Origin of the sequence: Candidatus Contendobacter odensis Run_B_J11 (genome assembly GCF_000531125.1) — a bacterium.
In the GTDB taxonomy this organism is placed as follows: Bacteria; Pseudomonadota; Gammaproteobacteria; order Competibacterales; family Competibacteraceae; genus Contendibacter; species Contendibacter odensensis.
This window is the reverse complement of the sequence record NZ_CBTK010000031.1, coordinates 1-24,920: the sequence shown is the minus strand read 5'-3', so window position 1 is coordinate 24,920 and position 24,920 is coordinate 1. Positions and strand designations below refer to the sequence as shown.

Sequence of the window (24,920 nt, the reverse complement as noted above, 5' to 3'; positions counted from 1 at the left end):
GACCCTAGGCGCTCATGTTCGAACAAGCCTTCAAAAACATCGACGACGTTCTCTGGAAAGAGGCCGGTTGCACCACGGAACTTGACTACACCGAGCAGACCTCCTGGCTGTTGTTCCTGAAATATCTGGACGGTCTGGAGCAGGACAAGGCGGTTGAGGCCGAGCTGGAAGGAAGGACGTACCGCTATATCCTCGACTCGCCCTATCGCTGGGAACGCTGGGCCGCGCCCAAAGACCGGTACGGCAAGCTCGACCATAACCAGGCGCTAACTGGCGATGATCTGCGCGATTTCGTTGACCGCAAGCTCTTCCCCTATCTGCACGGCTTTAAGCAGAAGGCCAGCGGCCCGAATACCCTCGAATACAAGATCGGGGAGATTTTCGGCGAGATCAAAAACAGGATTCACAGCGGCTACAACTTGCGTGGGATCATCGATCACATCGACGAACTGCGTTTCCGCTCGCAGACCGAAAAGCATGAGTTGTCGCATCTGTACGAAGCCAAGATCAGGAACATGGGCAACGCCGGGCGCAACGGCGGCGAGTATTACACCCCACGCCCGCTGATTCGCGCCCTGGTGCGGGTGGTCAAGCCCCGGATCGGCGAGAGTATCTACGACGGCGCTTGCGGCTCGGCGGGCTTTTTGTGCGAAGCGTTCGACTATCTCAAGGCCCAGCCGAATCTGACCACCGCCGACCTGAAGACCTTGCAGGAGCACACGTTCTACGGCAAGGAGAAGAAGTCGCTGGCCTATGTCATCGCGATCATGAACCTGATCCTGCATGGCATCGAAGCGCCCAACATCCTTCACACCAACACCCTCGCCGAAAACCTCGCCGACATTCAGGACAAGGATCGCTTTGACATTGTGCTGGCTAATCCGCCTTTCGGCGGTAAGGAGCGTAAAGAAGTCCAGCAGAATTTTCCCATTCGCACCGGTGAAACGGCCTTTCTATTCCTCCAACATTTTATCAAGATACTCAAGGCGGGTGGCCGGGCCGGTGTAGTCATTAAGAATACCTTCCTCTCCAATACCGATAACGCTTCAGTGAGTTTGCGGAAACTGCTATTGGAAAGCTGCAACCTGCACACGGTTCTCGATTGCCCCGGCGGCACCTTTCAGGGCGCGGGGGTCAAAACAGTGGTGCTGTTTTTCGAGAAGGGTGCGCCGACTCACAAGGTCTGGTATTACTCACTTGATCTGGGTCGCAATCTGGGTAAGACCAACCCGCTGAATGATGCCGATCTCGCTGAGTTTATCGAACTGCAACCGACTTTTACTGATTCGCCCAAGAGTTGGAGCGTGGATGCCAAAAGCATTGACCCGGCGACTTTTGACTTGTCAGTGAAGAACCCCAACGGCGGCGAGACCGTCATTCATCGCAGCCCACAGGACATCATGGACGAGATTGCGGCGCTGGATGGGGAGAGCGCGGAGGTGTTGGGAACTATTCAAAAGCTGCTTTCTGGAGCCGCCGATGACTGAAGATATTCGTTGGAAACAACGATTCGATAATTTTAACCGTGCGCTCCATCAGCTTACTCTTGCCGTAGAGTTGTCACGGCAGCGTCCACTTTCCGACCTGGAAAAGCAGGGGGTGATTCAGGCTTTTGAATTTGTCCATGAATTGGCATGGAATGTATTGAAGGATTTTTTGGAGTACGAGGGGATACAAGGCATCGTCGGTTCGCGAAGCACGGTGCGCGAAGCCTTCAAACGAGGTTTGGTCGAGGATGGAGCGATTTGGATGGATATGATCGAAAAACGTAATCTTTCCAGTCATACCTATAATCTGGAGATTGCAGTGGCTTTGGTCAGCGCCATCATTGAAATCTATCACCCCGCTTTTCTGGTGCTGCAAGAAGACATGCGGCGAAGAAATTGACTATGCCTGCCTTCGGGCTTTCCGACAAAACACTCACGACTATTCGTCAGATTTTGGCGGATTACCCTGCGGTCAAAAAAGCGATCCTGTATGGTTCGCGGGCTAAAGGAAATTATAAAAAAGGCTCCGACATTGATCTGGCCCTGATTGGCGATGCGCTGGATCAACGCATTTTGGGCGAAATCGCTGGCCGACTGGAAGAATCGCCCATCCCTTATCAGGTAGATTTGTCGCTATGGAAACAAATTGATAACCAAAACTTGCTCGAACATATCGAGTGCGTGGGGGTGGTATTTTATGAGCGGGCGGATCGGGGTAGTGCCATTAAAAGTAGGTGGAAAACAAAGACGCTGGGCGATATTTTCCAAACTGGTTCTGGTGGAACACCTCTAAAATCAAGGAAAGAGTATTACGAAAATGGATCGATTCCGTGGCTTATGAGCGGTGAAGTAAGCCAAGGAGAAGTTCTAAAAGCAACAAACTTTATTACTCAGAAGGGATTAGAAAATTCCTCAGCAAAGATATTTCCAAAAAACACCGTCTTGGTCGCGATGTATGGGGCAACTGCTGGTCAGGTAGGTATTTTACGGTTCGAGGCTGCTACCAATCAGGCAGTCTGCGGAATTTTTCCGAACGAGTATTTCGTTCCGGAATTCCTCTTTTATTTCTTATTATCGCGAAAGGACGAGTTGATAGCGCAAGCAGCCGGAAACGCCCAGCCCAACATCTCACAACTAAAAGTTCGGAACACTGAGATTCCAATCGTGCTACTCCCCGAACAGCAGCGCATCGTCGGCATCCTTGATGAAGCATTTGATGGCATCGCCACCGCCAAAGCAAACGCCGGAAAGAACCTTAAAAACGCCCGCACCCTCTTTGAAAGTTATCTGCAATCTGTTTTTACTCAGCGCGGGGAGAGATGGGTGGACGCAACCATCGGTCAGCATATTCGGTTCATCGATTATCGTGGAAAGACGCCAGAGAAGACAGAGGACGGGTTGCGGTTGATTACGGCAAAAAACGTAAAGATGGGTTACCTTCAAGAAACACCCAAAGAATTTGTCACACCTGAGTCCTATGATGGATGGATGACTCGGGGTATTCCTAAACTCGGTGATGTACTGTTCACAACGGAGGCACCGCTTGCTAATGTTGCGCAGCTTGATACTGGTGAAAAAGTTGTCTTCGCGCAACGCATTATCATCATGCAGCCAGTCGCCACAAAGCTCGACAGCACCTTCCTGAAATACCTTCTGCTCTCTCAGCCCATCCAGCAACGCATTCATGATAAAGGAACTGGTGCAACTGTAAAAGGAATTAAAGCAAGTCTACTAAAGAAGATTGAAATTTCTTTTCCGAAGTCAGTTGCTGAACAACAAAGGATTGTTGCCAAGCTCGACATCCTTCAGGAACAAACCCAACGCCTTGAATCCATTTACCGGCGCAAGCTCGCCGCATTGGACGAGTTAAAAAAGTCGTTGCTGCATCAGGCTTTTGCGGGTGAATTGTGAGATTGCCTGGCATCCTTCATCGCACTAGACTAAACTCTGACTAACCTTGGAGGGCCGCGATGCAAACCGTCAACATTCACGAAGCTAAAACCCACCTTTCGCGTCTGCTGGAAGCCGTTGAGCGCGGCGAGGAGGTCGTCATCGCCCGCGCTGGTCAGCCGATTGCCACCCTCACCGCCTACAAACCGCCGCGCCGCCGGATCGCGCCGCCGGGCAGCATGGAAGGGCAGGGGTGGTGGATGGCCGACGACTTCAACGAACCGCTGGATGATCTGTTCGACTGCCTCAAGGACGATGCCCCTGATCCGTTAACCGACAACTCAACGGATAGCACCCCTGATCCAGCCGACAACTCAACGGATAGCGCCTCACGCCGATGAGATTCCTGATCGATACGCAATTGGCATTCTGGTGGCAAACGGGCGACCGCAAGATTCCCATCGAAGCCCGAACCCTGGTTAAACAAAGCGTTGAACCTGTCCTTGTTAGCCGGGTTTCGCTATGGGAACTCGCTATCAAGGCCAATGTAGGAAAGCTAAAGATTGACTTGGCCCTATTCGCGGAACAAGTGAGCGTCATCGGTTTTTCATGGCTGCCCATTGAAAACGAGCATGTGCTGCAAGTTGCCACCCTCCCTCTGTTCGATGACCACAAAGACCCTTTTGACCGCCTGCTGGTGGCACAATCGCTCAGTGAACCGCTGATCCTGTTGACCACTGACGCCAAACTGGCCCGCTACGGCAGCACGATACGGGTGGTGTGATAAAAATCACTGCTGCATTTAAATTTCCACGACCGGAATAATGCCCATGCCCACCCAAGTCCAAGACAACAGAGAAACTATGTGGCAACAACGGATCATGAGTGAGTTACGGAATATCCCGGAACCCAAACTGGCCGAACTCTATGATCTGATCCACTACTTCCGGCTGGGGCTGACACAGCCATCGGCCCAACCGCGCCAACCGGGTCTACTTCACGGACAGTTGGGCGCGGCCTTTTTTGAGCCATTGCCCGACGAGGAGCTGAGGGCTTGGGAGTGAGCTACCTGATCGACACCCACATTCTGTTGTGGTGGCTGTTTGATGATCCAAAGCTGGACGAGTCGGTACGCGCCCTCCTTCGGGAGCCTACCTACAACATTTTGGTCAGCGCGGCCTCGGCATGGGAAATTGCAACCAAGTACCGGATCGGCAAACTTCCTGAGGCACGGCAACTTGTCGAACGCTATCCGACGATCTTGGCCGAAGCGCGCTTTATCGAACTCCCCATCACCGTAGCCCATGCGCTCAAGGCCGGAAGCCTGCCTATCATCCACCGCGATCCCTTTGACCGGATGTTGTTGGCGCAAGCGACACTGGAATCTCTGCCTCTGATCAGCTACGACAGCGTGTTTCAAGGGCAGGGCATTCCAGTTATCCCCATTCGGACTTGAGCCAGATAGACTAAGCCCTGACTAACCTGGGAGGGCCGCGATGCAAACCGTCAGCATTCACGAAGCCAAAACCCACCTTTCCCGTCTGCTGGAAGCCGTTGAACGCGGCGAGGAAGTCGTCATTGCCCGCGCCGGTCAGCCGATTGCCACCCTCACCGCCTACAAGCCGCGCCGCAAAATTGCTCCGCCGGGCAGCATGGAAGGGCAGGGCTGGTGGATGGCCGACGACTTCAACGAACCACTGGATGATCTGTTCGACTGCCTCAAGGACGATGCCCCTGATCCGTTAACCGACAACTCAACGGATAGCACCCCTGATCCAGCCGACAACTCAACGGATAGCGCCTCACGCCGATGAGATTCCTGATCGATACGCAATTGGCATTCTGGTGGCAAACGGGCGACCGCAAGATTCCCATCGAAGCCCGAACCCTGGTTAAACAAAGCGTTGAACCTGTCCTTGTTAGCCGAGTTTCGTTATGGGAACTCGCTATCAAGGCCAATGTAGGAAAGCTAAAGATTGACTTGGCCCTATTCGCGGAACAAGTGAGCGTCATCGGTTTTTCATGGCTGCCCATTGAAAACGAGCATGTGCTGCAAGTTGCCACCCTTCCTCTGTTCGATGACCACAAAGACCCTTTCGACCGCCTGCTGGTGGCGCAATCCCTGAGCGAACCGCTGATCCTGTTGACCACCGACGCCAAACTGGCCTGCTACGGCAGCACGATACGGGTGGTGTGACCAATGAACGAAGCCGAAACCCGCGCCGAACACATTGACCCTGCCCTGAAAGCCGCAGGCTGGGGTGTAGCGGAAGGCAGTCGTATCCGGCGCGAGTATCCGATCACGTTGGGCCGCATCGAGAGACACGGCAAGCGGGGCAAGGCGCTGACGGCAGACTATGTGCTGGAATACCGCAACACCAAGCTGGCAGTAGTCGAGGCCAAGGCGTGGGACAAAGCGTTGACCGAGGGCGTGGCTCAGGCCAAGAATTACGCGGGCCGGCTCGCTGTTCGTTTCACCTACGCCAGCAACGGGCAGGGCATCTACGGCATCGACATGCAAACCGGCGTCGAGGCTGAACTGGGGCAGTTCCCGACCCCGGAACAACTCTGGAGCCGCACCTTCTCGGCGCAGAACGCTTGGCGCGACCGCTTCGCCGCCGTGCCGTTCGAGGACAAGGGCGGCTATTTTCAGGGGCGCTACTATCAGGACATCGCCGTCGAACGGGCGCTGGCCGCCATCGCCGATCAGCAACCGCGTATCCTGCTGACGCTGGCAACCGGCACCGGCAAGACCTTCATTGCTTTCCAGATTGCGTGGAAGCTGTTTCACAGCCGCTGGAATCTTTCAGACTGGAAGAGCGGGGGCGAACCAACCCGGCGCCCGCGCATCCTGTTCCTGGCAGATCGCAACATTCTGGCGAATCAGGCGTACAGCGCATTTATGGCGTTCCCGGAAGATGCGCTGGTACGCATTGAACCTGACGAAATCCGCAAAAAAGGCAAGGTGCCGAAGAACGGCAGCCTGTTCTTCACCATCTTCCAGACCTTCATGAGCGGGCCAGCCAAAGACGGCCAGCCTTCACCCTGTTTCGGCGAGTATCCGCCGGATTTCTTCGATTTCATCGTCATTGACGAATGCCACCGGGGCGGCGCCAACGATGAAAGCAACTGGCGCGGCATCCTTGATTACTTCGCCCCTGCGGTGCAGCTTGGCCTGACCGCCACCCCCAAACGCAAGGACAATGTGGACACCTACGCCTACTTTGGCGATCCGGTGTTCACCTACTCGCTCAAGGACGGCATCAACGACGGCTTCCTGACCCCGTTCCGGGTGAAGCAGATTGCCACGACGCTCGATGACTATGTCTACACGCCCGATGACACGGTGGTCGAAGGCGAGATCGAAGCGGGCAAGCGTTATGAAGAAGCCGACTTCAACCGGATCATCGAGATCAAGGAACGGGAAAAGAAGCGGGTCGAAATCTTCATGTCGCAGATCGACCCGCAGGAGAAAACACTGGTGTTCTGCGCCACTCAGGAGCACGCACTGGCGGTGCGCGACCTGATCAATCAAATGAAGATCAGCACCGACCCGAATTACTGCCAGCGGGTCACCGCCAACGACGGCGCGTTGGGCGAGCAACACCTGCGCGATTTTCAGGACAACGAAAAGACCATCCCCACCATCCTGACCACCTCGCAGAAGCTCTCCACCGGTATAGATGCCCGCAACATCCGCAACATCGTCCTGCTGCGGCCCATCCATTCAATGATCGAGTTCAAGCAGATCATTGGGCGCGGCACCCGGCTTTATGACGGCAAGGACTACTTCACCATCTACGACTTCGTCAAGGCGCACCATCATTTCAGCGACCCGGAGTGGGATGGCGAGCCGATTGAGCCAAAACCGAAGGAGGCCCGGCCCAAGCCACCGCCGCTGCCGGAGTCCGCTGACGTGCGCGATCCACCGGCGGAGTACGACAAGCGCCAGAAGATCAAGGTCAAGCTGGCGGACGGTAAGGCGCGCACGATCCAGCACATGATGATGACCCGCTTCTGGCATCCCGATGGTAACCCGATGTCGGCGCAGCAGTTTATGGAAGCGCTGTTTGGCAAACTGCCTGAGTTCTTCAACGACGAAGAGGAACTTCGCACGTTGTGGAGCGCACCGGATACGCGCAAAAAGCTGCTGGAAGGACTCGCTGAAAAAGGCTTCGGCAAGGATCAACTGGCCGAAATGCAGAAAATCATCGACGCGGAAAAGAGCGACTTGTTCGACGTGCTGGCTCATGTCGCTTATGCGCTGGAACCGCTGACTCGTGAAGAACGCGCGGCGCGGGCAATGGCGATCATCAGCACAATCTTCAATAGCCGGCAGCAGGTCTTCCTCGACTTCGTGCTTTCCCACTACGTCTGTGTCGGGGTGGAAGAACTCGACTCGGCAAAACTGACGCCGCTGTTGCGCCTGAAATATCACGACTCGATTGCCGATGCCGTGGCCGACCTGGGCAAACCGGAGGAGATTGGCAAAGTGTTCGCGGGTTTTCAGCAATACTTGTATCAGCAACCGGCCGTGGCATGACCCGCATCAACACAAATGCTCAAACCGCCGGTTCCAGATGCGCAACCATCAACTGTAACCGCCGCTCGCCGCGCCACTCGTTAACGTCCAGTTTGTAGGCGACGCGCAACCGCGCCGTACCGGGAGTGAAATCGCCGACCTGGTTGAAGGCCACCGCTTCCAGCGCTGGTTTTGCTCCCGGCGAACGCAACGATAGTTTTAGATGCTGCTCCTTCATGACTCGGTGCGAAATCACCTCGAACACGCCATCGAACAACGGCTCGAGGAAACCCTGACCCCAAGGACCGGCCTCCCGCAGTTCATCCGCAGTCTCCAATGAGATCTCCGCTGATTCCAACGCGCCATCGCTCCACAGATTACCGTTGAGGTCTTCCGCTCGTAGTTGACTGCGCACCTCGGCATCGAAGGCGGCCTGGAAGGCCGGCAAGTGGGCGGGCAGCAGGCTCAGACCAGCGGCGGCGGCGTGACCGCCGAAGCGTGCAATCAAGTCCGGCTGACGAACGTCCATCGCCGCCAGCACATCGCGGATATGCAAACCCGGCACCGAGCGCGCCGAACCGCGTAACAGTCCATCGCTGTTATCAGGCGCGAACGCGATCACCGGACGATGCACCCGCTCCCGAATCCGCCCCGCCAAAATCCCGACCACGCCTTGATGCCAGCCCGGATCGAACAGGCACAGTCCAAACGGCAATTCGTGGTCATCCAATGGCAACCGATCCAGAGACTCCAAGGCTTGCACCTTCATATCGGTTTCGATGACTCGCCGCTCGCCGTTCAGCCGGTTCAACTCCTGAGCCAGTTGCAGCGCCCGCGCCGGATCGTCGCACAGCAGGCACTCAATGCTCAGGCTCATATCGGCCAGCCGACCAGCGGCGTTCAGCCGCGGTCCCAACTGGAAACCGACATCGCCCGCCGTGGCCCGCGCCATTGAACGACCGGCAACGGTGAACAGAGCAGCAATGCCGGGTACGCAACGGCCTTCGCGAATCCGCCGCAACCCTTGATCGACCAGAACGCGGTTGATCTGCGCCAGCGGCACCACATCGGCCACCGTCCCTACCGCCACCAAATCAAGGAATTGCGCCATGTTGGGATCGGGAAGGCCGCGCTCCGCAAACCAGCCGCTTTCTCGTAACCGACTCCGCAACGCCGACAGCACATAGAAGATGACCCCGACTCCCGCCAATTGCTTGCCGGGGAAGGTGTCGCCCGGCTGATTGGGATTCACCAGGGCATCGGCCTCCGGCAAGGTAGCACCGGGCAGATGATGGTCAGTAATCAGCACCCGGATGCCCAGCGCGTGGGCGGTTTTAACGCCTTCGGTGCTGGACATGCCATTGTCCACGGTAATCAATAGATTCGGCTGCTCACCGGCGGCCACCGCAACAATCTCCGGGGTCAGACCGTAGCCGTGAACAAAACGGTTGGGTACGACATAGTTCACCTCCGCCGCGCCCAGCGCCCGTAATGCCCGCGTCGCCAGCGCGCAACTAGTGGCGCCGTCGGCATCGAGATCGGCCACAATCGTGATTCGCCACCGCTGCCGCAGCGCGGTTTCCAGCAGGCTAACCGCTTCGGTGATGCCCTTCAGCGTCGCCGGCGACGGTAACAGCGCCAGCCGCAAATCCAATTCTTCGGCAGAACGAATGCCGCGACCGGCATAAATCCGCTGGAGCAGTGGCGAACCGGGCAAATCGGCGAAATCAGGAAGGGAACGGCGAACGATGACGGTAGAGGTGGACATGGTGAACAGTGAGCCGTTGGCGTTAGCGCAAGTAGTGGGAGAGTGGCCGAGGCCGTTGCCAGAAGCGCCAGCGGGCCGCGCTAACCACTGTGTAACTGCTCCCGTTAGCGGGATGCAGGTGTAGCGCCGCCAGTTTTCCCGCCCGCAACAGTCGCTGACAGGGTGCGAACCAGGCGCGTTCCAAGGTGGCGATGTGTTCCAGCCAATCGCCCGGTTCACTATCGGCGGGGTCGTAGCGGGTGGTTTCCAATACCACCAGGCTGTCCGGTTCGCCATCGGCAGCGTCCAGCCAGTCATCCACCTGTTCAGGAACTGGCCCGACCGCCGCGTTCGCCAATCGCGCCAGACCACGAGTGAGCGGATCGCTGGCGTACAGCCCGGCTACTGGAGAACGGGCACCCGACGGGCAGCAACCACCACCCCAGAACCAGACGCTATTGATCGGTGGCAGATTGCGCTCCTCGCGTACCCGGTTAACCGGATGGTGGTGAAACAGCATCTGAATTTCGGTCAACAGCCCATTCCAGCGCCGTGCGGCGGAACCGTAGGGCATCGAGGTATTGAGGTTGCGCCCGATAACCTGGGTCAGCGGGTGAGTGCGCAAACCGGGATCGGCAGGCAGTCGTAAATACCAGCGGTTGGAACGCAGGGCTTCCAGGTGCAGCCCGTCCTCGGCGAAGGTCTGGTTGAACACCGCTACCAGCGCTTCAACCTCGGCAGGTTCGAGCGCCAGCACCCGCGCATCCGCCAGCAGGACGCCGTGCAAATCAGGGCGTAAATGCACCGGATCGGCTCGTAGCCACCAGCCGTCGTCTCCGATCTCGCCACCGTCAGCCAGCCGGGTGAGCGCCGCGACCGGCAGATCAGCATCATTGGGGATCGGCAGGCCGAAGCGTTGAAACAGGACTTCATCGGCGGAGAGCGGGGCGGGATGGACGCTGGCACGGGCCAGCAGCCATTGCAACGCCGGCACAGCGGGTTGGAGGTACTCAATTTGAGCCATCTGGCTGGCCGGCCACGGACCCAACAGACCGGGAATGACGAGATGCAAAGTCGGTGACATGATAGTTTCGGTTTTACGAATTAAGCGCATGGATAAATTCGTTGCTCGAAACACCACCCTGCTTGAGTAAGCCGGCTAGAGTACCGACTTTAAGTTCACGGTGATTGGGAACAACGCAACCTTGAGAGCCTCTGCGGAGAACAATGTGACTGCCCTGTTGACGCACGACAACAAAGCCCAATCGCTGTAAGGCGCGAATGGCCTCGGCGCCAGAAACAACAGGCAAGCTAGGCATGGGCGGCAACTTGGAATGTCGTAAGTAATGCGCGACCAGCAACAGTCAGTGGAAATTCTTCCAAATAAAGTTCAGTGGCTTCCCGTAGATTTGCAAGAGCCTCTTCAATCGTTTCACCCTGGGTAGTTGTGCCGGTTTCAGGGTTCAAGGCGATGTATCCCCCTTCAATAGCGGGAATCAATACAGCGGAAAGTTCCATGATTTTTCCTCTTGATAAAAAAAGCCTAATTTTTTCGTTCACCTGTCACGCACAGCACGGTCAGGCGCAATACTCAGTCAGATATGGCTTAAAGCCGATTTTGTCTTACCGGCTTGATATTCTGCTAATGCTTCATCGGCAAGTTGGCTCAGTAAATCTTGAGAATCATTAAATGCTTTTTCCCAACGCTGTTCAGATACGAGTTCTTCAAGCAACCAGTGTGCGAATGAATCCTGCTATGATTCATCTAGTTTGGAAACTTCACTAAATGCTTTTTCAAGGAGTTCTGTCATCTTGGGTTCCTCATGTTTATCTGGTTACTTTAGCCTACTCTATGCAGTATGGTCAGGTATAATGCCTAGTTGGGTTGGTTGTTAATGTTAGGTTGCCAAAAGGACGGCAAGCTAAATTTACGCGACTGGATACAGCTAGGGTTAAGCGCTTTTCTTCCATTGCACAAAGGAATGGGTGACACCCAGCAAACCATCAATAGAGATATCTTCATCAATCAGTGGCCAGTAAATTCCATATCCTGAAGGAGAAATTTTGTAGCAGCTTATTTCTTTTTCACTGGCTTTGGCTAAAGTAGCGGATATTTCAATCAGATTTTTTCTGATCAATTCACCATCTATTCTCAATGATAGAACTCCGCTTTCTATCCTGATTTCATCGATCTTGTGATAGACATTCATGGTTGTCGCCTCTTTTGGAATTCCTGCCACTGATCTACGATGTACTCAAAATGTTGGAATATAATCTTTCGTATCTGTCTCTTATCTTTCGGGGATAGGTTGAATGCAAAAGCTTCTTGAATGTCAAAATTTTCAATATCTATCCAGAAGTTGCATTCCATACCTCCATTTTTGCAATGGATGTGTATGGGTTCATTTCCTTCATTTGCGTAGAAAAACAACCTCCATCCGAGAAGAACCAGTACGGTTGGCATGTGCTGAATTTCTCCATTTGTAAACATTCCACATGAGCGGGTGGCAATCATTATGTCTCTCCGCTCCGGTGCAATGCTCAGCCAGGCTATGAATTCAATCCCAATTTTTAAGCCACTTCCTGCATGGGACGAGTGCGAGGATTCGGTAATGAACGTCCTTCAACTTCAAAATGTCGAACGACATTCTCAACGACTTCGCACAACTCACCGTATCAATGAAGGGTTTAGGCTGCTGCAACTTCCAGATAGTTAACGATGCTTTCTGGTTGTGGGATGGGCAGCCCGTCCTCAATCATCCCCTGAATATGAAATGCGATTGCCTCGCTCATTTCATGTTGAGTTTCTTCAATGGTATCTCCAGTAGCAACGCAACCTGGTAGATCGGGCACATAAGCGGAATAATTGTTTTCAGCTTTTTCGACAACTATTGCGTAACGCATGGATTTACTCCTTTAGACCTGCCTGTTTGATTATGCTGTTCAAGGTACCCGGGGCAAGATCATTGCTCGGTTTCCCAGCCACCGTGACGCGGCCACTTTTGATTGGGTGTTTGAACTGACGATGACTACCACGGGTTTCAACGAGACACCAGCCATCCGTTTTTAGTAAGGCCAAAATTTCATTTACTTTCATGTGTCTAAAATAACAGATTGAAGTGAATTGCCAAAACAGGCTCAACGACTTTGTTCACCTGTCATGCACAGTATGGTACTGCTTGCACTATTTACACCATTGTTTCTCGCAAGGGATGCCATCATTGTTTCCATCCATTTTGACACCGGGGCAATTTCTCAAAAAGAAAGTGGCTTCCTCACAGGATGTCATCTGGGAACAATGTGTTCTACCATCACATTTGAAACTTGAAACTCTGCTATTTTCTTTGCTAGAACTATTTCCACTTTCTCTTTGAGTAAGTTTTTCAGTAGAAACTACTGTTAATGAACCTTCAATCAGTTCCAGTTTTTCGCATATAATTCCATGTGGTACAGTTCCATATATAACGCTGCCTGTTTTAGTAATGCACTTTACCTTTTTCTCGTTCGCTAAATCAATTGACGAATTTTGCATAAAATTCGTGTTATACCCACGCTGTTTATATAGATAGTTTCCATACCAACCAATAGCTACAACAATGGAAATTACGATAATTTTTTTCATAGTTGAGATGATTCTTTCTTTAGCGTTGTGCCCAACATTCAGTAGCCTCCTATCAAGTGCAATTGATCACACCCGATAGGGGCGCAAACCCCGGCTATTACAGATCGCGCCACTCGATCTCAATCCGAATCCAGCGGCTCCAGCCGAATCCGCATCACCGGCGCACGGATGCTATCCAGCGCCTCAATCGTCGCAATCGCTTCATTCATCCGCTGCTCTCGCACCGGGTGAGTCAACAGGATAATCGGCACGTCGCTGGCGCTGGCATTGGGTTTAGGCCGCTTTTGCAGGATAGCCTCAATGCTGATGTCGCGGTCGGCAAGGATGCGGGTCACATCGGCTAATACCCCAGGTCGGTCGTTCGCCTGCAACCGCAGGTAACAGGCGGTTTCAACCGACTCCATCGGTAACACCGGCAGATCCGACAACGCATCCGGCTGAAACGCCAGATGCGGCACCCGGTTTTCCGGGTCAGCGGTCAGGGTGCGCACCACATCCACCAGGTCAGCCACCACCGCTGAGGCGGTCGGTTCAGCGCCGGCCCCGGCTCCGTAGAACAGGCTCTGGCCGACCGCATCGCCCTTCACTAACACGGCGTTCATCACCCCGTTGACGCTGGCTAACAGGTGTTGCTGCGGGATCAACGTGGGATGGACCCGCAACTGCGCGCCCTGCTCATCGCAACGGGCGATGCCCAGATGCTTGATCCGATAGCCGAACTGTCTGGCGTAGGCCACGTCTTCGCGGGTGATGCGGCTGATGCCCTCGATATAAACCTTGTCGAATTGCAGCGGAATCCCGAAAGCGATAGAAGCCAAAATGGTCAGCTTGTGGGCGGCGTCAATGCCCTCAATATCGAAAGTTGGATCGGCCTCGGCGTAACCCAGCGCCTGGGCCTCGGCCAGCGCTTTGGCGAAATCGCGGCCCTTGTCGCGCATCTCGCTCAGGATGAAATTAGCCGTGCCGTTGATGATGCCCGCGACCCATTCGATCCGGTTGCCGGCCAGTCCTTCCCGAATGGCCTTGATGATCGGGATGCCGCCGGCCACTGCCGCCTCGAAACCAACCATCCTCCCGGCAGCCTGGGCAGCGGCAAAAATTTCATTGCCATGCCGCGCAATCATCGCCTTGTTCGCAGTCACGACGTGCTTGCCATTCGCCAACGCCCGCAGCACCAGCCCACGCGCTGGTTCGTAGCCGCCCATCAGTTCGACAATGACCGCCACTTCAGGATCGTCCACCACCTCCAGCGCCTCGCCGGTCAATTTCATCCCGGCAGTATTCGCAGTGGTGGTGTCCAGATTGCGGGCCGCAGCATGGGTAATGATGATCTCGCGGCCCGCCCGGCGGCTGATTTCCCCGGCGTTTCGGGCCAAGACGCGAGTCACGCCGCCGCCAACCGTGCCCAGGCCGATCAAACCGACTTTGACTGGGGGATAGTCATTCCGGCTCATAGGTTGACCGCCTGCGCCAGCGGCGCCGCGTAGCTGTCCCGATGGTCCTTGCGGAACATCTCGCGGATGCCGCGCAACGCCTGCCGAGTGCGATGCTCGTTTTCGATCAGGCCGAAGCGGATGTGATCGTCACCGTAGTCGCCAAAGCCGATGCCGGGCGAAACCGCCACTTTGGCCTCGGCCAGCAGCTTCTTGCAGAACTCCAGCGAGCCGAGATGGCGATACGGTTCCGGGATCGGCACCCAAACGAACATGGTGGCTTTGGGCTTTTCAACCGGCCAGCCGATGGCGTTTAGCCCGTCGCACAGCACATCACGGCGTTTGCGGTACATGTCGCGGATTTCACCAACGCATTCCTGCGGCCCTTCCAAGGCAGCAATAGCGGCAACCTGAATCGGGGTGAACATCCCGTAATCGAGATAGGACTTCATCCGCGCCAACGCCCCGATCAGCGTGGGGTTGCCGCACATGAAACCCACCCGCCAGCCCGGCATGTTGTAGCTCTTGGACAGGGTGAAGGATTCGACCGCAATCTCCTTGGCTCCCGGCACTTGCAGGATCGACGGCGCGGTGTAGCCGTCAAACACCAGATCGGCATAAGCCAAATCCTGAATCACCCAGATCTCATACTCACGGGCCATCGCCACCACTTTCTCAAAAAAATCCAGCTCGACGCACTGCGTGGTCGGATTAGCCGGGAAATTCAGCACCAGCATTTTGGGGCGCGGCCAGGAATCCTTGATCGCCTTTTCCAGTTCGGCGAAGAAATCCACCCCCGGCACCAGCGGGACATGGCGGATGTCGGCGCCGGCAATGACGAAGCCGTAGGGATGAATCGGATAAGCCGGACTGGGCACCAGCACCGCGTCGCCTGGCCCCACCGTCGCCAGCGCCAAGTGCGCCAGCCCTTCCTTGGAGCCGATGGTGACAATCGCTTCAGCATCGTAATCGAGGTCTACCGCGTAGCGGGTTTGATACCAGTTGCAGATCGCCCGGCGCAGGCGCGGGATGCCGCGTGACACCGAATAGCGATGGGTGTCTTCCCGCTGGGCAGCTTCAACCAGCTTATTGACGATATGTTTCGGAGTCGGCTGGTCGGGGTTACCCATGCCGAAATCAATAATGTCCTCGCCACGGGCACGAGCCTTGGCCTTCAGGTCATTGACAATATTGAAGACGTAGGGCGGCAGGCGTTTGATGCGTTGGAAGTCGGCGTTCAAGGTGGCGTTCCCAAAGGCTAAGTCACGGGGGGATACCATCGGGCGATCCGTGCCAAATTCGGGGACCGATGGGCACGACGGGGGTTGTCGGGCGAATGGTCAAGTCTACCGGCGGGGGCGGAGCGGTTCAACCGCCAGCCGGCGGGGTTTGGCAAGTGGCACTGGCCGATCCATCACATCCCGCTCATTTCAACAACTTAATCTCGCTGTATTGCCCAATATGTTCCTTTTCCCAAGTGATCAGCTCCTGGAGCGACAGTTCAACAGTGGTGGTTTGGAGGCGGTTCCACCGTACCACGCCATCATCGCAGCCACTCGCCAGCCAGCGTCCATCCGGGCTGAACGTCACCGCATTCACGCTTTCAGTGTGCCCCGGCAGGATCGCGACACACTGCCGGTTCTCCAACCGCCACAGCCGCACGCTGCGATCTCCGCTGCCACTGGCCAACAGCCGCCCGTCCGGGCTGAACGCGACGGCATTCACACTCTCGCTATGCCCCGGCAGGGTCGCGATGCATTGCCGGTTCTCCAACCGCCACAGCCGCACTGCGTCATCCTCTTTATGGCGGTCGGAAAAGCGGCCGCTGCCACTGGCCAGCCAGCGCCCATCTGGACTAAAGGCCACTGCATTCACCCGTCCAGTACGCCCTAAAATTGCGACGCATTGACCCAGATCCACCCGCCACAACCGCACCGTTCGATCTACCCCCGCGCTGGCCAGCCAGTGCCCGTCCGGGCTGAAGGCCACCGCGTTAATGATTCCGGTGTGTCCAGTCCAAGTCGCCATGCACTGTCCAGTGGCGACCCGCCACAACCGCACCGTTCGATCGGCCCCCGCGCTGGCCAGCCAGTGCCCGTCCGGGCTGAACGCCACCGCGTTGACGTTGCCGACGTGCCCCGACCAGATCGCCGCGCACTGTCCAGAGTCTACCCGCCACATCCTGATGCTGCGATCCAGCCCCGCGCTGGCCAGCCAGCGCCCGTCTGGACTAAAGGCCAAGGCGTTGATGCTTCCGCCATGTCCGGTCCAGGTTGCCGCGCACTGTCCAGAATCCACCCGCCATAACCGCACGATTCGCTGGCCGCCACCGCTGGCCAACCAGCACCCATCCGGACTGAACGCCACCGCATTCTTTCCTCGAGGCGTTCCTGATAACAAGGTTGTGTTTTGGTGATTCCAGCTTAGTGCAGAGGTAACGGGCCTCTCCCAACTGTCAACGCCGATCTGCCAACGCAAAGGTTGGGTCAAGTCTTTTTGGAAGGACTGCGCGTCAGCATAGCGTGGCGCGGCAACGCGAGGTTGCCATTGCCGTAATACCGGGCACGCGGCGCTATTGATAGCGGTCTGTTCCCACAGCGCCAAGTAGTACCGCAAAGCATCCACCAGGGCTTGCGCCCCGCGTTGTAGTATGCTTAATGCCTGTTCCACTTCCTGAAGACTGCCATAACCACCCTCCCTTATATTCTGGTCTAATTGATCGAGGGCATGATGAAAATCAGGGCTGCGATGCAAAATAGCGAATTCTCTTAATACAGTCTTCAACCGTGGCGTAACGTATTGTTCGATGGCAATGGAGACCGGCAACCACTGTAGGAGGGTCCGCAATACCAGTGCGCCGCCGTTATGCAAGGGAGACTTTAATAATCCGTCCAGCCATGCCGGGCGATCCGTCAGGCGTGGCGCCAGCGTTTTTATTTCCTTACGGAGTTCATTCTGAAAGGTAGGCGATATCGCCGCCAGCAACAAGTCGGGTAATGCGACGGCCCAATCCGGTCGCAATTTTGCCGGGATGCCATACGTCAGTACGGTTTGCCATGTCTTCTCGTATTCAGCCACCGCTACCCACCAAGTGGTTTTCACCTGCTGGCATTGTGTATTACCGGCAGATGCATAAATACCCAGAATATCCAATGGACCGTGATGCAGTTCAACTAAGAATGCCTGATTCTCAGCATCATTTTCTTTTTTTGCCATCCATGCTGCTGCAATCAAGCTCTCTATTGACAAGCTCCATTGTTTCCATACCGGCGAAACATTCGGCGCCAGCCGTGCGATCAATCGCAATAGTCGTTCATCAGCACCCATATCATCAACATTTAGCACTTCCAATACCGGCTGCGTCCAATCCTCTTGATCACTCAGTATCTGACGCAACCAGTCGCTAATCGAACCCTGCGTTAACTCTTTGATGGCAATGTGCCAATGCTTGGCCATTTGCACCGCCAGTTGTGAAGCCGTCTGGCATTCAACTCCGCCGAGACGATAAAATGGGCGAGGGCGAAAGGTCATTGCTTCCGGGGCAATGACTTCCACCGGCACCCGCAAATGAGTATCTCCCGCCAACCAGCGCTGCACTTCGCCCTGCCCCCAGCGCTGTTTTGGATCGCGCAGTAACAATCCTCGACACAGCATCAGCCACGGTTCCTCGACTCCTACCACTGGCACCGCCCGCGCCATCAACTGATACAAAATGACCATTCCTGACAATCCCGCAAAGGGATGCTTCCCGGTCAGCGCTTCCAGCAGAATCATGCCCAGCGCCCAATAATCCGCCGCCGCACTGATCACTCCAGTCGCTATTTCCGGCGCCCGGTATTGCGCCGCCCGGTCGGCGGTTGTAAAGCGCAGGGTTGCTGCGGTCGCTGTGTCCATCCCAAAATCGGTCAGAGCAATCTGTAGCGGTTGCCATTGCCTAATCAGCACGTTATCCGGCCTGATGTCGCCGTGCAGAATGTCGCGCTGATGCAAAAAGGTCAGTGCGGCATTGATTTCTTCCACCAGCGCCCGCACCTGTCCCGCCGTCAGATGCCCCCGCACCAACCGCTGCTGCAACGAGCCTTCCGGCAGGTATTCCAGCAGTTCGTAGCACTGTCCGTTCACCTCTCCCTGTTCCAGCAACCGCACGACATAGCAGGGCGCCGCCGCGCTCATCTGCTGCACCACCTCATCCCTGGGCCGAATTCCATAGGGGTAGACTCTGGCGACCGCGCGTTGTCCGTCCGCTGTTTCCACCAGCAGCACATCCACGCCCTCGCCTGCGGTCGGCAATGGCTGCACGATGTGATAGCGTCCGGCCAATGCGGCGGGCAACAGCGCCGGGGTCTGCGACGGTACGGTAGAATCGCTGAAAATGGAGAGTGGCGACATTGGGATAAACTCCAAAAATCAGAAGGATGGCTTCTGACTTTGTGCTAATAGACAGGATGCCCGGTACAGGTTCAATGGCCCTTCAACAAGCCTAGGGCGAACGGATGGAGCGAACATCCTGATCTTCCTGCATGGTCAATCCAGGGTCTTGCGAAACCGCTTTAATCCGACCGCCATCACCACTGCCGTAAACAGCAGCAACGGCCAGAAACTGACCCACAATTCAGCCGCACCATTTCCTTTCAGCATCACCCCGCGAATCAGCCGCAGAAAGTGGGTCAGCGGCAGCAATTCGCCAAGCACCTGCGCCCAGCCTGGCATCCCTCGAAACGGGAACATGAAGCCAGACAGCAACATGGACGGCAAAAAAAAGAAGAAGGTCATTTGCATCGCCTGGGTTTGATTGCGCGCCGCGCTGGAAATGGTGATACCGACGGTGAGATTGGCTGCAATGAAGGCCATGACGCACACCAGCAGCAGCGCCAGGCTGCCTGCAAACGGCACGCTGAATACATAGCGCGCTGCGAGCAGAATGATCGCGACCTGGACATAGCCGATCAGGATATAAGGCGTGATCTTGCCCACCATCACTTCCAACGGCAGCGCTGGCGTGGCGAGCAGGTTTTCCATCGTGCCGCGCTCGACTTCGCGAGTGACTCCCAGCGCCGTCATCATGATCAGGGTCATGGTCAGAATCACGCCCATCAAGCCGGGAACAATGTTGTATTGGGTAACGCCTTCCGGGTTGTAGCGGCGGTGGATGCGGATCTCGAACGGCGCGGGAGAGGATTGCAGCGACGCCAATACCCCAGTCAGATCCTGTTGCAAGGCCAGCGGCGCCAATTGCTGAACGGCGGCGATGGCATTGCCAGTCGCTGAGGGGTCGGTGGCGTCGGCTTCCAGCAGCAACGCCGGACGTTCGCCGCGGATCAGGCGATGCGAGAAATCCGCCGGAATCGTGATTGCAAACTGGGCCTCGCCTTGCGCCAGCATCCGGTCAGCCTCGCGCTCACTGGCGTCGGCGTTCACCACTGCGAAATAACCGGAGTTGGTGAACGCGGCGACCAAGCTGCGGGTGAACAGCCCTTGCTCGTGCGCTACCACCACGGTAGGTAGCCGCTTCGGATCGCCGTTGATCGCAAATCCGAACAGCGTCATCTGAATGATCGGGATGCCGATCATCATCGCGAACGTCAGCCGATCCCGGCGGAGTTGGATGAACTCCTTGATGATGATCGCCAGCAGGCGGCCAAAGTTGAAACGGGTGCCGGCCATCGCTAACGCATCGATCCGGAAGCCAGCAGATCGACCGTATGGCCGCGCGCACGCTGGGTTTGGCCGATAGCGATGAAGGGGTGGACATTGCCAGCGCTGCCAACTGCGGAAATCAGAATGGGCATGGCGTGTTGGGCCTCACGGGTAATTGTCGGCGGCCTGCCGCATCAGGGAGATAAAGATGTCTTCCAGTGCCGGACGGGTTTTCTCCCAGGCAACACCGCTCACGGCACGATACGGTGCCAGCGCGTTATCGAGGGCAGTGGCGTCCTGGCCACTCACATGCAGCGCGTTGCCAAACCGGGTTACCAGCGCCACGGCGCTCAATGCTTCCAGTTCGGCGGCCAGCGCGCTGGCTCCGGATCCGGAAGCGGTCCAGGTAGTGAATCCACTCCGCGCAGTCAATTCCTCCGGCGTACCGCAGGCCAGCAACCGCCCATAGGCGATATAACCCAGCCGGTGGCAACGCTCCGCTTCATCCATGTAATGAGTCGAGACCAGGACGGTAATGCCCTCATGGGCGAGGGCGTGAATTTCATCCCAGAAATCGCGCCGCGCCGACGGATCGACGCCCGCCGTCGGTTCGTCGAGCAAGAGCAGTTGCGGTTGGTGCAGCAGGCAGCCGGCCAGCGCCAATCGCTGTTTCCAGCCCCCGGACAGGCTGCCGGCGAGTTGCTTCTGACGCGCGGTCAGACCAAGCCGATCCAGCGCAGCGTCCACTCGCTCCCGGCGCTGGATCATGCCGTAGATGCGGGCGATGAAATCCAGGTTTTCGCGAATCGTCAGGTCGTCATAGAGGCCGAAGCGCTGGGTCATGTAGCCCACTTCGCGCTTGATGGCGGCGGCTTCCTTCACCACATCGAAGCCGAGGGTATGACCGGAGCCGGCGTCGGGCGTGAGCAGGCCGCACATCATGCGGATCGATGTGGTCTTGCCCGAACCGTTGGGACCGAGAAAACCGTAGATTTCACCGCGCTGCACCTGCATATCGAGCTGATTCACGACCGTTTTGTCGCCGTAGCGCTTGGTCAGGCCGACGACATCGATCACGAATGCGCTCACTTGGGATCTCCCAGCAGCACATCGACTGGCTGGCCGGGCCGCAGTCGCGCCGCATCGGCGGCTGATGGCCACGCTTCAACCCGATAAACCAGTCGAGCGCGATTTTCCTTGCTGTAGATGACGGGCGGAGTGAATTCGGCTTCCTGCGCCACGAACCGCACCGTCGCTGCAACCGGAGGGCCGCACTGATCGCAAGCCAGAGTCACCGTACTGCCCAAGCGCACCTGCGACAAGCGAGGTTCGGGCACATAGAAGCGGGCCTTGATCGCCTGGTCAGAGAGCAGGCTCAACACGGGGCTGCCGGCGGGCACCCATTCCCCCACTTGGTAATAGCGGTCTTCCACCCGCGCCGCCACCGTCGCGGAAATGGTTTTCTGGGCCAGCGCCCATTGTTTCTGCGCCAGCTGGGCCTCTGCCGCTTCGGTTCCGGCCCGGGCCGCGATCCGGCTGTCGTCCCGCGCCGCTCCGGCTGTCGTCCCGCGCCGCCAGTTTCGCCGCACGCAATTGCGCAGCCATTTCTGCCACCTTGGCCGCGTCGGCATCGCGCTTGGCTTTCAGGGCATCCAGATTAGCACCAGAGACGAAGCCCGACCGGGCCAGAGCCGTCTGGCGGGAGAGATCGCTTCCCGACTGGTTAAGAACGGCTTCAGCGGCCCGCAGGCTGGCATCGATCACCGCCAGTTCTTCGGGGCGCTTGCCGCTGTCCAGATCGGACGCCTGAGCGCGGGCCTGGGCAACCTTGGCGGCGGCTTCGTTGACGGCGGCGCGCTCGTTATCCTGCTCCAGATTAAAGAGGGGTTGACCCACTTGCACCGCATCGCCGCGATCTACCATCAGCGTGGTCAGGCGACCGGCTATCGGCGCGGCGACGCGCACCGGCTCCGCTTCCAGGTAGCCGTTAAGCGCCGGCGGTGCGGTATCGCCGCAACCCGCGAGCAGCAGCACGGGCAGCAGCCCGGCCCAGCGGCTAGGATTCATGCCGGCTCGCTTCCACCTGCAACAGTGCGTACAGCCCAGCCCAAGAAAAGATCGCGACCTGTTCGGCCAATTCATCCAAGCCATCGGTACGTGTGTAAAAGTCGGGCCGCAGCTTCAACACCAGGGGTTTCAGAGCGACGTACACCATAATCTGTCCTACGACGCTGAGCGACGCCCGCGCCAGCAGATCATAACTGGCATCGGGGCCGAAGTGTTCCCGCATCAGTCCAAACAGGGCCTCGGACTGCGGGCGGCTGAATCGCTCGAACATGACCTCAAGGGCCGGGGTGGGATTGATCGCCTCACGCACCATCAAACTGCCAATCCGGGATGGATTGGCCGGGTCAACCATCCTGAACACCATCGTCCGAACGAACGCCCGGAAACGGGTCTCCAACGGCTGGCCGGCGTCGAATTCCGGCAGCGGGGTGCGAGTAACGGCGATTTCGGCGTGGTGTTGCAGCACAGCGAGATACAGACCCTCCTTGCCGCCGAAGTGGTAGTTGATCGCCGACAGCCGGGCACCCGCCCGATCAGTGATGTCTTTCACCCGCGCCGCCCGGAACCCTTGAGCCAGAAACACCTCGGTCGCAGCCGCAATCAGGGCTTGGCGGGTTTCGATGCCGACCGAATGCGGGTGGGGTGCCGGGCGCACTGGAAACATGGTTTCTGCCTGAAGAAGCAATGAATGAAAAAATTATATGGAAAAATTTTTCCATCTGCAATCGAAGGGACAGGGTAGACCGCTTTCCAGGCGACGATCAACGCAGTGATGCGGGATTTTAGCGGCGTGCAGGGTCATGCTCACCCTACCAGACTTCAACATACTCATTTTAATTGATTTTTCAATCTTCATTTCCAAAGCAAAGCCCCGCATCCACTGCTGGACGCGGGGCTTTTTTCAGCCGCTTACCACTTCCTGGCGACCGGCAAATCTCCTTTCTGGCCGAAACTACCAAAGTAGCAGCGATCCACGCCGCAGCCGTCCCATTTTCCGTTGCCGTTGTAGTCCAGATACCAGGTCCCGTTGCGGAACACACCAACCTTGGCTTTACCATCGCCGTTCCAGTCGCCCGCCGCTGGTAAATCACCGGCTTGACCGAAGCTGCCGTAGAGGCAGAGATCCTGCCCGCCGTCCTGCTGGCAACCGTCCCATCTTCCGTTGCCGTTGTAGTCGAGATACCAGGTGCCGGCGCGGAACACGCCCACCCCGGCTTTACTTCCCCCATTCCAGTTGCCCGCCACCGGCAGATCGCCGGTCTGGCCGAAGCTTAGGCAGAGTTCCGTGCCGCAGCCGTCCCATTTGCCATTGCCATTGGCGTCCAAAAACCACTGCCCGTTGCGGAACACCCCGATTTTGGCGAAGCCGGTGCCGCTCCAGTCGCCGGCCACCGGCAGATCGCCCGGTGCGCCAAAACCGCTGTAGCAGCCATCGACCGCGCAGCCGTCCCATTGCCGATTGCCGTTGCGGTCGATGAACCATTGACCGGTGCCGGAGCGCAATACCCCGATGTAGCTCTTGCTGCCGCCGTCCCAGTTGCCGGACGCGGGCATGTCGCCGGCCTGACCAAAGCCGGTGAAGCAGAACTCGGTACCGCAACCATCCCACGCGCCGTTGCCGTTGGCGTCGAGGAACCACTGACCGTTGCGGAAGACACCAACAGAGGAACCGCCGGTGACAGGCGCAGTATCATCAAACAACACAGTACTAATAATTGCCGTGAGAACACTTGGTGAAATAGAAATAGAATGACGAGAACCTGTACGAATCACTTTTGAACTTGGCAGAGATTCATTAAAGTATATTATAGTCTTGCCAATAAATATCTATACATTGTGAATAAACTAACTTCTGAATTAAGTGTCTATATACTCCAAAGTATGCATATAGAGTATATCCTGCTTAGGAGAGTGCCCCCATGAAAGCGAACGGGCTGTCCGATGCGCGTAAAATCCCGGATGAAGTCATGAATTATCTCCTCCTGTAAATTTTCCTGTGATGGCGATGATTTGTGGCTTGGGCTAGAACATCGGCTTCATCTAACTCTTTATCTTGCTGAGAGGTGTGCGTTGTACTCACCCAACCCGTCGTGCGAATCACAGGAAAATTTCTCTGTACATGACAAAAATTAACTTGAAGAGTTAAAATGATTAAAATCAAGGAAGTGAAATAAAGCAGCGAGATTAAATAAGGAGGTAGGATTAAATATAGCATTACGAATAAAATCCAAACCAGTTTTAAAGATACTTTTAGAAAAACGTAGATGTTTTTTTACTTTAATCGGTTTAACTGAATCATGCTGCCACTCACCGATGCGATGCGCCCAACAAAAAGTAATCACCGGAATGATTAAAAGTCGTTTAATCCGCTCAGGGTCCGTCACATGAGTCTCTTCCAGATTAAACCCTCGACTTTTTAAGCAACTAAATAACGTTTCTATCTGCCATCTTTCTTTATATAGCAATCATTTACAGGTTGTGGAATTTTTCAACACACCCTTCTGAAAAATTTATA

29 protein-coding genes and 2 pseudogenes are annotated in these 24,920 nt (G+C 56.4%); 10 read left to right on the top strand and 21 right to left on the bottom strand.

Going from position 1 to position 24,920, the window contains the following annotated elements; genetic code table 11:
* The first annotated feature begins 14 nt into the window (after positions 1-14).
* Genes BN874_RS02710 through hsdR form a run of 10 tightly spaced genes read left to right on the top strand, consistent with a single transcriptional unit; the run spans position 15 to position 7,920 of the window.
* A complete protein-coding gene (locus BN874_RS02710) occupies positions 15-1,487 on the top strand; it encodes a class I SAM-dependent DNA methyltransferase (RefSeq protein ID WP_034430687.1) in 1,473 nt (490 codons plus the stop codon).
* On the top strand, positions 1,480-1,887 hold the full coding sequence (locus BN874_RS02705; RefSeq protein ID WP_034430686.1) for a nucleotidyltransferase substrate binding protein: 408 nt from the start codon (positions 1,480-1,482) through the stop codon (positions 1,885-1,887). Before BN874_RS02710 ends, BN874_RS02705 begins: the two co-directional genes overlap by 8 nt.
* A gap of 2 nt (positions 1,888-1,889) precedes the next feature.
* Positions 1,890-3,398, top strand: a complete 1,509-nt coding sequence (locus BN874_RS22060; RefSeq protein ID WP_051497336.1) for a restriction endonuclease subunit S — start codon at positions 1,890-1,892, stop codon at positions 3,396-3,398.
* 59 nt (positions 3,399-3,457) lie between these two features.
* Positions 3,458-3,778 (top strand): type II toxin-antitoxin system Phd/YefM family antitoxin, encoded by a 321-nt coding sequence (locus BN874_RS02695; RefSeq protein WP_081756093.1) that lies wholly within the window; start codon positions 3,458-3,460, stop codon positions 3,776-3,778.
* A complete protein-coding gene (locus BN874_RS02690; protein WP_034430684.1) occupies positions 3,775-4,161 on the top strand; it encodes a type II toxin-antitoxin system VapC family toxin in 387 nt (128 codons plus the stop codon). Before BN874_RS02695 ends, BN874_RS02690 begins: the two co-directional genes overlap by 4 nt.
* 46 nt (positions 4,162-4,207) lie before the next feature.
* A complete protein-coding gene (locus BN874_RS02685; protein WP_420886098.1) occupies positions 4,208-4,441 on the top strand; it encodes a hypothetical protein in 234 nt (77 codons plus the stop codon).
* Positions 4,432-4,833 (top strand): type II toxin-antitoxin system VapC family toxin, encoded by a 402-nt coding sequence (locus BN874_RS02680; protein ID WP_034430683.1) that lies wholly within the window; start codon positions 4,432-4,434, stop codon positions 4,831-4,833. The genes BN874_RS02685 and BN874_RS02680 overlap by 10 nt, the downstream gene beginning before the upstream one ends.
* A 40-nt stretch (positions 4,834-4,873) precedes the next feature.
* On the top strand, positions 4,874-5,191 hold the full coding sequence (locus tag BN874_RS02675) for a type II toxin-antitoxin system Phd/YefM family antitoxin (RefSeq protein WP_081756092.1): 318 nt from the start codon (positions 4,874-4,876) through the stop codon (positions 5,189-5,191).
* Positions 5,188-5,574, top strand: coding sequence for a type II toxin-antitoxin system VapC family toxin (locus BN874_RS02670; protein WP_034430682.1), 387 nt, complete (start codon positions 5,188-5,190; stop codon positions 5,572-5,574). Before BN874_RS02675 ends, BN874_RS02670 begins: the two co-directional genes overlap by 4 nt.
* 3 nt (positions 5,575-5,577) lie before the next feature.
* Positions 5,578-7,920, top strand: coding sequence for an EcoAI/FtnUII family type I restriction enzme subunit R (hsdR, locus tag BN874_RS02665; protein ID WP_034430681.1), 2,343 nt, complete (start codon positions 5,578-5,580; stop codon positions 7,918-7,920).
* 19 nt (positions 7,921-7,939) lie between these two features.
* Here the strand turns inward: hsdR and recJ are convergent, their stop codons facing one another.
* From recJ to BN874_RS24155, 21 genes and pseudogenes are all read right to left on the bottom strand, one after another.
* On the bottom strand, positions 7,940-9,667 hold the full coding sequence (gene recJ / locus BN874_RS02660) for a single-stranded-DNA-specific exonuclease RecJ (protein WP_034430680.1): 1,728 nt from the start codon (positions 9,665-9,667) through the stop codon (positions 7,940-7,942).
* Positions 9,668-9,689: 22 nt separating this feature from the next.
* Entirely contained in the window at positions 9,690-10,730 is a 1,041-nt protein-coding gene (locus BN874_RS02655) for a hypothetical protein (protein ID WP_034430709.1), read from the bottom strand.
* Positions 10,731-10,743: 13 nt separating this feature from the next.
* Positions 10,744-10,965 carry a type II toxin-antitoxin system HicA family toxin gene (locus tag BN874_RS23255; RefSeq protein ID WP_081756091.1) on the bottom strand — a complete coding sequence of 74 codons (222 nt, stop codon included), beginning with the start codon at positions 10,963-10,965 and terminating at the stop codon, positions 10,744-10,746.
* A complete protein-coding gene (locus BN874_RS02650) occupies positions 10,958-11,164 on the bottom strand; it encodes a hypothetical protein (RefSeq protein WP_034430679.1) in 207 nt (68 codons plus the stop codon). The genes BN874_RS23255 and BN874_RS02650 overlap by 8 nt, the downstream gene beginning before the upstream one ends.
* Before the next feature lie 77 nt (positions 11,165-11,241).
* Positions 11,242-11,379, bottom strand: coding sequence for a hypothetical protein (locus BN874_RS26135; RefSeq protein ID WP_320411444.1), 138 nt, complete (start codon positions 11,377-11,379; stop codon positions 11,242-11,244).
* A gap of 219 nt (positions 11,380-11,598) precedes the next feature.
* A complete protein-coding gene (locus BN874_RS02645; RefSeq protein WP_034430678.1) occupies positions 11,599-11,856 on the bottom strand; it encodes a DUF2442 domain-containing protein in 258 nt (85 codons plus the stop codon).
* On the bottom strand, positions 11,853-12,161 hold the full coding sequence (locus tag BN874_RS02640; protein WP_320411443.1) for a DUF4160 domain-containing protein: 309 nt from the start codon (positions 12,159-12,161) through the stop codon (positions 11,853-11,855). The genes BN874_RS02645 and BN874_RS02640 overlap by 4 nt, the downstream gene beginning before the upstream one ends.
* 173 nt (positions 12,162-12,334) lie before the next feature.
* Complete coding sequence (locus BN874_RS02635; protein ID WP_034430676.1) at positions 12,335-12,550, bottom strand: type II toxin-antitoxin system HicB family antitoxin; 216 nt, start codon at positions 12,548-12,550, stop codon at positions 12,335-12,337.
* A gap of 4 nt (positions 12,551-12,554) precedes the next feature.
* A complete protein-coding gene (locus BN874_RS23240) occupies positions 12,555-12,743 on the bottom strand; it encodes a type II toxin-antitoxin system HicA family toxin (RefSeq protein ID WP_081756090.1) in 189 nt (62 codons plus the stop codon).
* Between the two features lie 87 nt (positions 12,744-12,830).
* Positions 12,831-12,968, bottom strand: a pseudogene (locus tag BN874_RS26325) (excalibur calcium-binding domain-containing protein); the annotation flags it as partial.
* Between the two features lie 419 nt (positions 12,969-13,387).
* On the bottom strand, positions 13,388-14,722 hold the full coding sequence (locus tag BN874_RS02630) for a homoserine dehydrogenase (RefSeq protein ID WP_034430675.1): 1,335 nt from the start codon (positions 14,720-14,722) through the stop codon (positions 13,388-13,390).
* Complete coding sequence (gene alaC, locus BN874_RS02625) at positions 14,719-15,981, bottom strand: alanine transaminase (RefSeq protein WP_051497334.1); 1,263 nt, start codon at positions 15,979-15,981, stop codon at positions 14,719-14,721. Before alaC ends, BN874_RS02630 begins: the two co-directional genes overlap by 4 nt.
* Before the next feature lie 145 nt (positions 15,982-16,126).
* Positions 16,127-19,090, bottom strand: a complete 2,964-nt coding sequence (locus BN874_RS22055; RefSeq protein WP_051497333.1) for a protein kinase family protein — start codon at positions 19,088-19,090, stop codon at positions 16,127-16,129.
* A gap of 135 nt (positions 19,091-19,225) precedes the next feature.
* A complete protein-coding gene (locus BN874_RS02615; protein WP_034430674.1) occupies positions 19,226-20,365 on the bottom strand; it encodes an ABC transporter permease in 1,140 nt (379 codons plus the stop codon).
* A 2-nt stretch (positions 20,366-20,367) separates the two neighbouring features.
* Positions 20,368-20,490: a glycosyltransferase gene (locus BN874_RS24945; protein ID WP_195912085.1), complete on the bottom strand. Its 123-nt coding sequence runs from the start codon at positions 20,488-20,490 to the stop codon at positions 20,368-20,370.
* Positions 20,491-20,503: 13 nt separating this feature from the next.
* Positions 20,504-21,427 (bottom strand): ABC transporter ATP-binding protein, encoded by a 924-nt coding sequence (locus tag BN874_RS02610; protein WP_034430673.1) that lies wholly within the window; start codon positions 21,425-21,427, stop codon positions 20,504-20,506.
* Positions 21,424-21,738 carry an HlyD family secretion protein gene (locus BN874_RS25320; protein ID WP_230314308.1) on the bottom strand — a complete coding sequence of 105 codons (315 nt, stop codon included), beginning with the start codon at positions 21,736-21,738 and terminating at the stop codon, positions 21,424-21,426. The genes BN874_RS02610 and BN874_RS25320 overlap by 4 nt, the downstream gene beginning before the upstream one ends.
* A complete protein-coding gene (locus BN874_RS02605) occupies positions 21,701-22,405 on the bottom strand; it encodes an HlyD family secretion protein (RefSeq protein WP_230314307.1) in 705 nt (234 codons plus the stop codon). Before BN874_RS02605 ends, BN874_RS25320 begins: the two co-directional genes overlap by 38 nt.
* Positions 22,395-23,069 carry a CerR family C-terminal domain-containing protein gene (locus BN874_RS02600; RefSeq protein WP_051497332.1) on the bottom strand — a complete coding sequence of 225 codons (675 nt, stop codon included), beginning with the start codon at positions 23,067-23,069 and terminating at the stop codon, positions 22,395-22,397. The genes BN874_RS02605 and BN874_RS02600 overlap by 11 nt, the downstream gene beginning before the upstream one ends.
* A gap of 245 nt (positions 23,070-23,314) precedes the next feature.
* Positions 23,315-24,109 carry a hypothetical protein gene (locus BN874_RS02595; RefSeq protein ID WP_034430672.1) on the bottom strand — a complete coding sequence of 265 codons (795 nt, stop codon included), beginning with the start codon at positions 24,107-24,109 and terminating at the stop codon, positions 23,315-23,317.
* A 425-nt stretch (positions 24,110-24,534) separates the two neighbouring features.
* Positions 24,535-24,867, bottom strand: a pseudogene (locus BN874_RS24155) (transposase); the annotation flags it as partial.
* Positions 24,868-24,920: the final 53 nt, after the last annotated feature.